The 12,529-nt window shown below is 70.3% G+C and carries 8 protein-coding genes, 1 tRNA gene and 2 pseudogenes; 8 read left to right on the forward strand and 3 right to left on the reverse strand.

What is annotated here, in order from left to right:
* Positions 1-497 precede the first annotated feature (497 nt).
* A complete protein-coding gene (locus tag ACWD3E_RS01550; protein ID WP_451385523.1) occupies positions 498-1,295 on the forward strand; it encodes a bestrophin-like domain in 798 nt (265 codons plus the stop codon).
* Between the two features lie 277 nt (positions 1,296-1,572).
* Here ACWD3E_RS01550 and ACWD3E_RS01555 read toward each other — a convergent pair.
* Positions 1,573-1,645, reverse strand: a tRNA-Arg gene (locus tag ACWD3E_RS01555).
* A gap of 273 nt (positions 1,646-1,918) precedes the next feature.
* Between ACWD3E_RS01555 and ACWD3E_RS01560 the strand changes: the two genes are divergently transcribed.
* The 5 genes from ACWD3E_RS01560 (at position 1,919) to ACWD3E_RS01580 (ending at position 9,169) form a co-directional block, all read left to right on the forward strand.
* Positions 1,919-3,526 (forward strand): dynamin family protein, encoded by a 1,608-nt coding sequence (locus ACWD3E_RS01560; RefSeq protein WP_451385524.1) that lies wholly within the window; start codon positions 1,919-1,921, stop codon positions 3,524-3,526.
* A gap of 3 nt (positions 3,527-3,529) precedes the next feature.
* A complete protein-coding gene (locus ACWD3E_RS01565) occupies positions 3,530-5,779 on the forward strand; it encodes a YfjP family GTPase (RefSeq protein ID WP_451385525.1) in 2,250 nt (749 codons plus the stop codon).
* A 243-nt stretch (positions 5,780-6,022) separates the two neighbouring features.
* Entirely contained in the window at positions 6,023-6,508 is a 486-nt protein-coding gene (locus ACWD3E_RS01570; protein ID WP_451385526.1) for a single-stranded DNA-binding protein, read from the forward strand.
* 265 nt (positions 6,509-6,773) lie between these two features.
* On the forward strand, positions 6,774-8,213 hold the full coding sequence (locus ACWD3E_RS01575) for a Cys-Gln thioester bond-forming surface protein (protein ID WP_451385527.1): 1,440 nt from the start codon (positions 6,774-6,776) through the stop codon (positions 8,211-8,213).
* A 26-nt stretch (positions 8,214-8,239) separates the two neighbouring features.
* Positions 8,240-9,169, forward strand: coding sequence for a hypothetical protein (locus ACWD3E_RS01580; RefSeq protein WP_451385528.1), 930 nt, complete (start codon positions 8,240-8,242; stop codon positions 9,167-9,169).
* A 25-nt stretch (positions 9,170-9,194) separates the two neighbouring features.
* Here the strand turns inward: ACWD3E_RS01580 and ACWD3E_RS01585 are convergent, their stop codons facing one another.
* Positions 9,195-10,187 (reverse strand): DNA-methyltransferase, encoded by a 993-nt coding sequence (locus ACWD3E_RS01585; RefSeq protein ID WP_451385529.1) that lies wholly within the window; start codon positions 10,185-10,187, stop codon positions 9,195-9,197.
* Positions 10,188-10,407: 220 nt separating this feature from the next.
* Positions 10,408-10,646: pseudogene (locus tag ACWD3E_RS01590) on the reverse strand (tyrosine-type recombinase/integrase); the annotation flags it as partial.
* A 286-nt stretch (positions 10,647-10,932) separates the two neighbouring features.
* On the opposite strand from ACWD3E_RS01590, the gene ACWD3E_RS01595 reads away from it, so the two are divergent.
* Together ACWD3E_RS01595 and ACWD3E_RS01600 are read left to right on the forward strand one after the other, a co-directional pair.
* A complete protein-coding gene (locus ACWD3E_RS01595; RefSeq protein WP_451385530.1) occupies positions 10,933-12,237 on the forward strand; it encodes an alpha/beta hydrolase family protein in 1,305 nt (434 codons plus the stop codon).
* Between the two features lie 78 nt (positions 12,238-12,315).
* A pseudogene (locus tag ACWD3E_RS01600) lies at positions 12,316-12,462 on the forward strand (GntR family transcriptional regulator); the annotation flags it as partial.
* Positions 12,463-12,529: the final 67 nt, after the last annotated feature.

Consider the following 12,529-nt stretch of genomic DNA (forward strand, 5'->3'; position numbering starts at 1 on the left):
CCGATGGCGGATGAGTCTCACCAGTTGTTGTGGCCGCGCCGAGGGCGAGGCGCACTGTGCCAGGGCATCCGGCCCTGACGCGCATCCTGCGGCAACACATCGCGGACGAACAGCTCCAGCCAGGTGATCTGCCGTTACAGGGCGCAGGCCGGGAACAGCGGCGCCGTGGTGACGTCCGAGGCTGACCTGTGTCCAGCGTCCCCCGACCCGAGGAGCAAAAACGCCCTCCCGGAGGAGGGCGGAGACGGTGCGCCCCCGGCAGGACTCGAACCTGCGGCCAAGCACTTGGAAGGCGGCGTTTGGTGGGTCGGATGTCGCACCCGTACTCGGCTGATCGGTCAACGAAGCGAGGCGCCGCACCGGGCGTCGCGAGTTTCGGAGGTCTTCGACCTGTGATCATGAAGCGTTCGTTGAAGGTGATCGACGAGGAGCTCCAGGTCGTCGGGCGAGGTAGCGCCGCCGCGCGACGCTCGTGAGAACGCGCTGTAGGTGATGTCGTGAACTGGTTGGCCTCGCTGCCGACGGTGGTCTTGGTTGTGGGCTGGCTCTGCCTTGCCCTCCTGGTCGCGGCCGTGGCGCGGGTCGGCGTCCGGGTGCTCGTACCGGTGGGGGAACAGGATCGGGTGCACCAGATCGCCATGCCCCTGATGCCCACACTCGGCGCCGCCTTCGCGATCTTCGCGGCACTCTCACTGGCCAGCGAGTCCGGCTACCTGCGCGCAGCAGAGGGATTGGTGAGTGACGAGGCGGCCGCGGCCTCCCGCCTGGCGTGGGCGGCGACAAGTCCGCAAGTCCAGTCGGAGCCGATCCATTCGGCACTGCTGGACTACCTGCAGACCACGCGTGCCAGGGAATGGGAGGGGGCGGCAGCGGCGTCCGGTGACGACCCGGCCACCGCTCGCGCGGTCGCACGGCTGGAGCGGACCGTGCGTGCCGAGGCGGCCCGGCCCGAGCTGGGAAACCCGGCGAGCACGGAGCTACTGGTCTCCCTGGACAGCGTCACCAGTAGTCGTCGCGCACGCGTCGCGGCTGCCTCGCGCGAGGTACCCGCCCTCTACGTCGTCACGCTTGTGGCCGCCGGACTGGCCTTGATCGTGAACGCCGGCGCACTCATCTTCCGCAGCAGCCTGCGAACGTCACTGCTCGTCCTGGGCGTTGCGAGTGTGGTCGGGCTGAGCTTGGCGTTGCTCTTCGCACTCAGCGCGCCCTGGAGCGGACCGCTGACTGTGAGCGGGCATCCGCTCGACGTCATCATCGGGGACCTGAAGTCCGGCTTCTTCGGCGTCGGGTCCTAGGCAGCGGGCGTGATCAGCGCGCCGCGCCGAAGCTCGTTCGCGGCCCGGACGACGCCTGGTGACCTCCCGGAGCCGGAGGTGCCGGGCGCTGGCTGATCTTCCCCCGGTCGAGAACTTCGACACGTATTCGACACGGCCACCCGCGAAAACCCGGTGACAGCCGGACAGCCCCGGAGTCTGCCCTTGATCATCAAGAGGGCGTCCGGGGCTTCGTCGTGATCAGTGAGACCCACCCTGACCAGCAAAAAGCCCTCCCAAGCGGGAGGGCGGAGACTTGCGCCCCCGGCAGGACTCGAACCTGCGGCCAAGCGCTTAGAAGGCGCCTGCTCTATCCACTGAGCTACGGGGGCCTGGTGGCGGGACCAAGGATAAAGCTCCCTGTTCCTCGACCCTGTCGCTTCGCCTCCGTGGCTCGATGTGGAGGTTCGGTGAAGCGGTCCTGATAATCGCAGGCAGGTACGAATCGTGCACCGCTTTTGGCGCTCGACGCACCGGGTGTTGTGCACTCGTTATGCCTCGGCTGTGGCCGCGCCCCAGTCATCCCGTCTGTCCGATCCGTCCGGTCGGCGCGCAGACACGTCCATATGCTTCAGAATTCCCCTAAAATTGGGCATTCTTCGCATGTGGTGACCTTGGACGTACGGCCTCAGCTGCTCGACACACTCTCCGCGCTGCGCGACCGTGTCGCCGCCGCACGCTTTCCGCTGCCCCTCGACGGAGCCCCACGCGCGCGTGCCAACCGCGACGAGCTCCTCGCGCAGCTCGACGACTACCTCGTACCCCGGCTGCGGAATCCCGAGGCGCCGCTGCTGGCAGTCATCGGTGGGTCCACCGGAGCCGGCAAGTCGACGCTCGTCAACTCCCTCGTGGGCCGCCGGGTCAGCGAGGCGGGCGTGTTGCGGCCGACCACCCGCACCCCGGTGCTCGTCTGCCATCCGGAGGATCATCACTGGTTCAGCGGCATGCGGGTGCTGCCCGACCTCACGCGCGTGTGGGTGCCCCACCAGGACCCCGCGGACGAGTTCCTGCTCTCCGGGGAGAACCCCGTGCGCGCGCTGCGCATCGAGACCGCCGACACCCTCCCGCGCGGCCTCGCCCTCCTCGACCCCCCCGACGTCGACTCCCTGGTCGCCGAGAACCGCGTCCTCGCCGCCCAGCTGATCTGCGCCGCCGACGTCTGGGTCATGGTCACCACGGCCGCCCGCTACGCCGACGCCGTGCCCTGGCACCTGCTGCGCACCGCCAAGGAGTACGACGCGGCCCTCGTGACCGTCCTGGACCGGGTGCCCCACCAGGTTGTCTCCGAGGTCTCGCGGCAGTACGGCGCGCTGCTCACCAAGGCCGGACTCGGCCACGTACCCCGCTTCACCGTGCCCGAGCTGCCCGAGTCGGCCTGGGGCGGCGGACTGCTGCCCGCGACCGCCGTCGCGCCCCTGCGGAACTGGCTCGTCCAGCACGCCCAGGATCCCGGCGCCCGGCAGCACGTCATCGCCCGTACCGCGTACGGCGTCCTCGACTCCCTCAAGGCGCGCATGCCCGAGCTGGCCAGCGCCGCCGCCGCCCAGTACGCGGCGGTCCTCCGGCTCACCTCCGCCGTCGACAACGCCTACGACAGCGAGCACGCGCGCGTGCGCGAGCGCCTGCACTCCGGTGCCGTACTCGCCGGGGACGCCCTCAAACGCTGGCGGGCCTTCCCACTGGACTGCACGGCCGGCGAGCTGCTCGACGCCCTCGTGGGGAGCCTGGGCGCCCTGCTGCTGTGTTCCGTCACCGCCGCCGACGAGCGCGTGGACGAGGCCTGGCGCCGGGAGCCCGCCGCGGGCGCCCCGGAGCTCGCCGACCGGGACCCGTCCCTGGCGAGTGCCGAGCACCGTATCGGCCTCGCGGTACGGCGCTGGCGCCGCGAGCTGGAGGAGTACACCGAGGAGGAGATCCGGGAACTCGACCGCGCTACCGCGCCCGACCCGGAGGTCGTCGCCGCCCTGGTCGCCACCACGCTGCTGAGCGGGCGCCGGGCCCGTACGGCCGGCGAGGGGCTCGCCGAGCGACTCGGCGCCCATGGCGCGATGCGGCTGCGTGACCGGGCCGGGCGGCTGCTCAACGAGCACGTGGACCGCGTCCTCAACGCCGAACGCGAACGGCGCCTCGCCCCGCTCGACGCCCTTGAGGTCCATGCCGAGCCCCAGGCCGAACTCATCGCCGCGCTGTCCGTACTGCAGAAGGAGAGGTGACCGGTGACCGCCGTCACTGACCAGGACCACACGGAGCACACGGACCACACCGATCACATCGACCACCACGTCAACCACGTCAATCACCGCGACCACGTCAATCGCGTCGACCACGTCAATCACGTCGACCACATCGACCACGCCGATCACATGGACAACTCGGATCACTTGGATCACAGCAACCGCGTGGAGCTTCAACGGAACGGTGACGACGGTGACCGCACCAGGAACTTGGAGGGTGGCGAACGCGCCGATGGTGCCGAGGAGGAGGACCAGTCCGGGAACGGCTCCGAGAAACGCTCCGAGCACCGGTCCGAGGATCCGTGCTCCGCGGACGAGTCCTCCGACAGTCCGTCCGACGGCCCCTCCGACGGCCCCTCCGGCGTCGTAGACGCCCCGCACGCGCGCGTGCCCGACGAGGAGCCGGACGGCGAACCACACGCGCGCGTGAAGGAGACGCCGAAGGAGACCGCGACCGAGGCCGCGAAGGAGACCGCGAGAGAGACCGCACGGGAGGCCGACGCCGCCCCGGAGCCCGCGGACGCCTGGGACGACGGCCTCATCGCGCGGCGGGTCACGGAGGGTACCGCCGCAGCCCTCGCCGCCGAGCGCGCCGCCGTCCTGGAGGTCCCGGCCCGCGGACCGGGCAGCCGCGTCCCCGCCCCGCTGGCGTACGACGGTCCGCTGCGCTCCCGGCTCGACGCCCTGCGCGAGCTCGTCGGGCTCTCCCGCACCCGCCTGGACAGCCGGACCCTCGCCGAGGCGGGCCGGGTCCTGGACGAGGCGGCGGCGCGGCGCAAACTCTCCGGGCAGCACACCGTCGTCGCCATCGCGGGCGCGACCGGCAGCGGCAAGTCGCAGCTGTTCAACGCCCTGGCCGGAGTGGCCATTTCGGAGACCGGGGTACGGCGTCCGACCACCGCCGCCCCCATCGCGTGCAGCTGGAGCGATGGCGCGGCCCCCCTCATCGACCGGCTCGGCATCCCGGGCCGGCTGCGCCGCCGCCCGCTGCAGAGCCCGGAGGCCGAGGCGCAGCTGCGGGGGCTGGTCCTGGTGGACCTGCCCGACCACGACTCCGCCGCCGTGGCGCACCGCGAGCAGGTCGACCGGGTCCTGAAGCTGGTCGACGCGGTCATCTGGGTGGTCGACCCGGAGAAGTACGCCGACGCAGGGCTCCACGAGCGCTATCTGCGACCCCTGGCCGGTCACGCAGAGGTCATGTTCGTCGTCCTCAACCAGGTCGACCGGCTGCCCGGGGAGGCCGCCGACCTGGTCCTGGACGATCTGCGCCGGCTGCTGGACGAGGACGGCATCGCGCTCGGCGAGTACGGCGAGCCGGGCGCCACCGTGCTCGCGGTGTCGGCACTCACCGGCGACGGCGTCGGCGAACTGCGCGAGCTGCTCGGTCAGTTCGTGGCCGAGCGCGGCGCCGCGGCCCGCCGGGTGGCGGCCGATGTGGACGCCGCCGCGGCCCGGCTGCGGCCCGTGTACGCCACCGGGCGGCGCTCCGGCCTCAGCGAGGAGTCCCGGGAGGACTTCTCCGTGCGGCTCGCGGACGCGGTGGGGGCCACCGCGGCGGGCGAGGCGGCCGAACGCGCCTGGCTGCGCAATGCCAACCGCGCCTGTGGCACCCCCTGGCTGCGGCTGTGGCGCTGGTACCAGGGCCGCGGGGACACGCCGACGGGACGCATCCCGCAGCGCACCTCGGCCGACGAGGAGGTCACGGCGCGGCAGCGCGTGGAACAGGCGGTCCGTACGGTGTCCGAGCGGGCCTCGGCCGGGCTGCCCACGCCCTGGGCGCAGGCGGTCCGCGAGGCGGCCGTACGCGGCTCCCAGGGGCTGCCCGAGGCGCTGGACGAGCTGGCGACGCGGGCCGGGCTGCCGCCGGGCAGGCCGCCGCGGCCGGGCTGGTGGCCGGCGGCGGTGATCGTGCAGGCGGCGATGACCCTGCTGCAGATCGTGGGCGGGCTGTGGCTGGTGGGCCAGATCGTGGGCGTCATGGCGCCCAACCTGGGTGTGCCGGTGCTGCTGATGCTGTGCGGGATCGTCGGCGGGCCGCTGGTGGAGTGGAGTTGCCGGATGGCGGCCCGGGGACCGGCGCGGCGGTACGGCCAGGACGCGGAACGCCGATTGCGGGAGGCCGCGGCGAGCTGCGGCCGGGCCCGGGTGCTCGATCCGGTGGCGGCGGAGCTGCTGCGGTACCAGGAGGTGCGGGAGCAGTACGGGAGGGTGGTGCAGGCCGGGGTGGGGTGACGGGGCACCGGCGGGGGTGTGGTCTGGCTCGTGGGGGTGAGGGAGGCGGGGACCCGGCTCACTCGTGTGGGTGACGGAGTTTTCCACAGGCGGGGAGCGGTCCACAGCGCTCAGCGGGCCCGGCCCGGCGGAGGCAGTCTGATGCCACGGCGATCGTGCCGCAGGCAGACGCCGCCGTACGGGACGGGCCCGTACGCATGTCCGCACGGCCGGAAGGGGCCGGGCGAGGGAGGGGTGCGCAGCATGAACGAGACCGTGGTCTGTGTGGTCGGGAACGTGGCGACGACGCCGGTGTACAGGGAGCCGTCGACGGGTCCGTCAGCGCGGTTCCGGCTGGCGGTGACCGCGCGCTACTGGGACCGGGAGAAGAGCGCCTGGACGGACGGACACACCAACTTCTTCACGGTGTGGGCCAGGCGGCAGCTCGCCACCAACGTGGCCACGTCGGTGGAGGTGGGGCAGCCCGTCGTCGTCCAGGGCAGGCTCAAGGTGCGCACGGAGGTGCGCGAGGGGCAGCAGCAGTGGGCGTCGGCCGACATCGACGCGGTAGCGATCGGCCACGACCTGTCGCGCGGTACGGCGCTCTTCCGCCGCGCGGCCCGGCCCGAAGCGGCACAGCCGGAGGCGCGTCCGGAGCCGAGCTGGGAGACACCCGTGGTGGACTCCCGGGACCGGCCGGAGATTCAACAGGAGTCTCAACCTCCCCTGGAACCAGCAGTGGTGACATGACGTCAGTCATACACTGACCGAACTGCGGCTTATCGGCGCAAGCGCTCCGAACGCCCCCGTACCAACCGGTTGATTTGTCGATAAGCGCAGCTCAAGTGCGGTGCCAGCGATAACGATTACGGATCGGATCACCCATCGGATGATCTGACCGGGCAAGGGCGGTCCGCTTGATCCATAGGATGCCGGACGTGGCCCGAGAGGCTGCCACTTTCTGCTGGTGGGACCGTCCCCCACGTCCAACGGGTCCTGCTCGAAAGGGAATTCTGTGCTTGTTGCTGCGTTCTCTGGCTCCGCCCGGTCCGCCGGAGTGGCCCGCCTGGCCGCTGTCACGCTGGTGTCCGGCCTCGCGGCAGCCGGCGTGCTGTCCGGCGCCGGTACGGCCGTGGCCGCCGGGGAACCGCAGCCCGAGGGCGGGGCGACGGCCACGATCAACGGGCTGAAGACCTACGGCGAGGCCGTGATCCACGAGGCCGGCGGCGATCAGCGGGTGGCCGCGGGCCTGTTCGAGATGTCCGTGGACGGCGGCGGCACCCTGCAGACGTACTGCGTGGACCTCCACAGCCCCACACAGCGTGACGCCAGATACCAGGAGACCTCCTGGAGCGGCACCTCGCTGGGCGCCAACAAGGACGCGGGCCGGATCCACTGGATCCTGCAGAACTCCTACCCCCAGGTCAACAACCTCGCCGCGCTCGCCCGGCGGGCCGGCGTGAGCGCCCTCACCGAGCAGGACGCGGCGGCCGGCACCCAGGTGGCCATCTGGCGCTACTCGGACCACGCGAAGGTCGACGCGGTGGACCCGAGGGCGGAGAAGCTCGCCGACTACCTGGAGAAGAGCGCCCGCGGCACGGGCGAGCCCCAGGCCTCGCTGACCCTGGACCCGCCCGCGGTCTCCGGTCGCCCCGGGGACCTGCTCGGACCGGTGACCGTGCACACCAACGCGGGCTCCGTGACGGTGGTCCCGCCGGCCGACGCGGCCACCAGCGGGGTGCGGATCATCGACAAGAGCGGCAAGGCGATCACCTCGGCGAAGGACGGCAGCCGACTGTACTTCGACATCCCCGAGGACACGGTTGACGGCACCTCCCAGGCTTTCGGCAGTGGGGGAGGTTCGGCGCAGCTGACCGTGCAGGCCTCCACCACGGTCCCCGTGGGCCGCGCCTTCACCTCCGAGAGCCGCAGCCAGACCCAGATCCTGGCCGGGTCCAGCGAGTCCACGGTCTCCGCGAGCGCGAACGCCGACTGGACGGCCGAGGGTGCCATACCCGCCGTGTCGGCCCGGAAGGACTGCGCCAAGGGCGGGGTGGACGTCACCGTGTCCAACACGGGCGACCGGCCCTTCACCTTCCAGCTGATGGGCGCCGAGCACACCGTCCCCGCGGGCGCCACCCGCACGGTGACCCTCCCGCTCCAGGAGGACCAGGCCTACGACTTCACGGTCACCGGCCCGAACGGCTTCAGCCGCCGCTTCACCGGTCTCCTCGACTGCAAGACGCTTGGTGCGATCACGACGCAGACCACCACCCAGTTCCGCAACGAGCCGAGCCCGGCCACGGTGGGTGGCAGCACCGCGGACAGCACCGACCTGGCCGCCACCGGCGGCTCCGCGACAACTCCCCTGATCGCGGGCACGGCCATCGCCCTGGTGGTGATCGGCGGAGCGGTGCTCGTCCTGCTGCGCAAGCGGGAACAGCCGGGCGACTGACGAACAGAGACGAACAGAACGGGGGCGTGTCCGGCATGGCGGTCGCGCGGCAGCGGGGGCGGATCTTTCCGCTGGTGGAGGTGTACGGGTATCCGCACGACTCGGAGACACCCGAAGCCCGGGCGGCGCAGGAAGCAGAAGACTGCCCGTTCTCCGGTGGTTCCTGCGAGAAGAGGAAGCAGTACGGATTCGCCTACTGCTCCGTGACGTACCAGGCCAACTGGGACGAGCGGCAGCACACCTATGCCGTGTGCGACCACCGGCTGGACGGCAGTCCGATCCTGTCGGCGGTGCGCGACTACTTCGGTGACCAGCACGCCCACCTGGTGCCGGAGGTCACGGTGACGCAGCGGCCGAAGCTGAACCTCGACTACGTCGCCTACGCCAACGACGCCGGCCGGCCCGGTGACATCAGGGCGATCGCCATCGAGACCCAGTCCATCGATCTGCGGGGCGGGGGAGTGGGCCCTGCCTTCGACGCCTGGGAGGCCGGGGAGCCGGAGAAGTGGCGGGAGTACTTCACCAGGGAAGCCGCCGAGAAGAAACGGCGGGACACCGTCGACTACGGCGTGAACACCAGCAATGTCCACAAAAGGCTCGGCACGCAGGTCGCGGAGAAGGGGACTCATCTGGAACGGATATCCGTCCCTCTCTACGTACTGATGCAGCAGAAGATCCTGGAGCAGCTCAGAGCGCGCGTCGATTTCACGCCGCTGAGTGATTCCGACCCCTGGAACATCACTTTCATGGGCTTCGATTACGACGGAACGCTTCTGGACGACGGACGGCTCGCGATGCCGCACGTGGAGACCGTCCGGACCAGCGTCGAGGAATACACCCGGGCCATGTTCTCGGGCGGGAACTCGTCCCTCACCCGCGGCGACTTCGTGGCGAAGGTGAAGCGTAAGGCTGCCGCGCAGGTGCGGCAGCGCAACGACAGCCCTCGGCTCTTCTGAGAGCTTTCCGTCTTCCAGGAACCTTCTAGAAGAGCGCGTCCTCGTCCTGCTCGACGACCGCCGTGGTGTCCGGTTCCTCGTCAGCCGCCACGAGCCCGGTCGAAATGTTTCTGCGCGTGGACGCGGCGAAATGGGGGGTGATTTCGAAGCCGATGCCCCGCCTGCCGTGCTGCGTGGCGACAGACAGGGCGCGACCCGTACCGCAGAAGGGGTCCAGGACGAGGCCGCCGGGCGGGCAGGAGCTGAGAATCCGGGGTTCGATCAGCTTGACGGGGAACGTGGCCGAGTGCCCGTCGGAGCCGGGGGCCGCGTTGACGGTCACGACGTCGCGGGCGCCTTCCTCCACCGCCGACATGTCGTAGTAGTACTTGGCCCGCCCCTCCTTGGGACGCTTCACGAAGTGGTAGAAGTGCTCGTGCGCCAGGCGGAGCCGGTCCTTCTCCGGCCTGGGCGGAACGTTGCGCTTCTCCCAGATGAGATCGTTCCGCAGGATCCACCGGTTCTCCTGCATGGCGATCGCGAAACGTGCCGGAATGAGCAGAAGCTGCTTCTCCTGCCGGAATCCGCCCATAGGAGTCTTCCGCCGCATGCGTGGATTGTCTCCCAGGCCCTGCCTGCCATCCATCCGGATACTGGACCAGCGCGCGAAATAGGTGTCACCGATGTTCACCCAGAGACTTCCGCCCGGCTTGAGCGCGGCTGCACCCCGCTGGAAGAAATCGGCGAGGTTGGACACGTACCACTCGGGCAGGGGCTCCATTCCCAGGCAGCCGCCGTGCAGCCGGTACCAGTCGTAGGAGGGCGCCTGCTCCTTGGTTCCCCCTTCGGCCAGCCATTCCTGGAGGATGTCCTCGTTGTGGCTCAGGCCGTAGGTCCGAAGCCCCCAATAAGGGGGTGAGGTGATGATGAGGTCGACGGATTCGGGCGGGAGCTTTTCCAGGAGGTCGTAGGCGTCCCCTTCGTGCACTTCAGCCCCGCTCTGCTGGCGAGGAATCGAGATTGCCGGGGGGCTTTCCATACCTACGACTCCATGTCGTCACCATCGTTGCAGCTTCACCTGTGAGCGGGGTGATTCTCCCACAGGGCCGGATGATCGCCCCCGGGCCGCCTCCGGGTCACCCCGCCCGGTCGTCCGAGGTCGCCCCTGACCGGCCGCTGCCGGCCGACCACGCCCGGCAGTGGCGGACGAGCCATCGGCGGGGACCTCGTAGCGGGGTCTCGTCTGTCACCTTGTAGGTCGCATCGGCAAAGGCATCGACCTGGGCGACGGTGGCGATACGTCTTTCGGCGGCGGACTCCTTGCCCGCCCCCTTGATCCGGCACGGGTTGCGGCTGGTCAAGTCGTCATCGACAGCCGTCTCAAGGGTGCCTTTGAGCAAGTGGTACGCCTTGGCGACGGTGGCCTTGGCTTTGGTGGTGCGCAGCCGTTCGGCCTGCCGTCCACGGACGCGGGAGCGGTGATCTCGTCCACGGCCAGTTCCTGTGGCTGAGATGACCCGCACGATTGCACGGCGAGAGCAACTGTTCCTCGCTGAGCAGAGACTCGACGGGATGCGTATGTGTCAGTGCACCACTGTCCGCTGGGGCGCTTGGGAAGTCGCATTCGCAAAACGGCTGGGAGGCGCTGCCGGCGGCATGGATCTCCGCGCAGACCATCGGCCGCCGCAGCGGTACGGTGTGCGGCATTTCGATCGCCCGTTCTGCGATCGTTGAACCAACAAGGGGGTTCCATGAAACACCGCCGCCCGCGCCACCGTCGCAGAGTGCTCGCCAGAGCGGTCGGTACGGCGGGTGCGCTGGCCGTCGCTCTGGGTGCAGGGATGACGCCGGCGATGGCCGCCGGGAAGACGTCCGACAAGCCTGCGGCCACCGGGTTCTCACCCGACCAGCCCGCCCCGAAGACGCCCTGGGCGCCCGAGAACGACGAGGCGCCGCTGCACCACAAGCCGGTCCGCCCTGATGCCCTCACGGGCACATCCGGTCTGCAGCTCAACATGCCCGCGCCGAGCGGGCAGTACAGCGTGGGCATGGTCGGCCTGCACCTCGTCGACAGGTCCCGTACGGATCCGTACGTCCCCGGCAGCACGCCTCGCGAGGTGATGGTGTCGCTCTGGTATCCGGCCACCGCCACGTCCGGGCACTACCAGGCGCCGTGGATGCCGTCGATCTCCGGCGCCCACTTCCTCGCCACGCGAGGACTGTCGCCGCAGCAGGTGACCCTGCCGAGGACCGCGGGCCATGTCCTCGCCCCGGTGAACACCAGGCTTGGCAAGCTGCCCGTTCTGCTGTACTCGACCGGGCTGCACTCGGACCGCGCCATGGGCACCGCGCTCGCCCAGGATCTCGCCAGCCGCGGCTACCTCGTCGTCACCGTCGACCACACCCACGACGCCAACGAGGTGCAGTTCCCCGGGAACCGGCTCGAGGTCAACACGATGCCGGCGGGCGCCCACTCCTCCGACACGCTCAAGGTGCGCGCGGCCGACATCCGGTTCGTCATCAACCAGCTCGGCACGATCAGCAGGGGCGGCAACCCGGACCCCAGCCACCCCACGCTCCCCACCGGGCTGTCGAAGGCCGTGGACATGTCCCGCATCGGGATGTTCGGCTGGTCGCTGGGCGGCGCCGCGGTCGACACCTCCATGCAGCTCGACCACCGCATCGACGCCGGCGCCGACCTGGACGGCCAGTTCTTCGGGACGGCGCCGAGCAAGGACCTGGACCGCCCCTTCATGCTCTTCAGCTCCGGCACCCACAACCGCAACAACGACGGGTCGTGGCGCACGCTGTGGTCGCATCTGAAGGGATATCGGGTCGACATCCAGCTCCATGGCGCGGCGCACCTGTCGTTCAGCGACAACGAGTGGATGGTGCCGCAGGAGGCGGGCCTGCTCTGGCTCTCCCAGGCTCAGCTGGAGCAGCAGTTCGGCACGATCGATCCCGACCGAGCGGTCAAGGTCCAGACCGACTACCTCGCCGCCTTCTTCGACCAAGAGCTGCGCGGCAAGCACCGCACCCTCCTGGACGGACCGTCCAGGAGCTATCCGGAGATCTCCTTCGTCCGCTGACCGGATGTCGACCGTACAGCTGACCGGTCATCCGAAGGGTGGGTCGTGTTCGCGGGCCCGCCCTTCGGCGTGTCGGCGAGTCGGAGCGACGTCAAGGTGCCGGCTCCGGCGGACATCGCCGTACGGCTCTGTATCGCCGAGGGTGAGCTGTGCGTCCGGACGACGTACGAGTTCCTGGGCGACGGCAGGCCGGTGCAGCTGTCCACGAGCTGGGAGCCGTACGAACCGCCCGGCCGATCATGTGCGGAGCCAGATGACCGCACGCTGGATGCACGCAGCATCCCGCGCACGT

This window comes from Streptomyces sp. NPDC002676 (assembly GCF_053592455.1).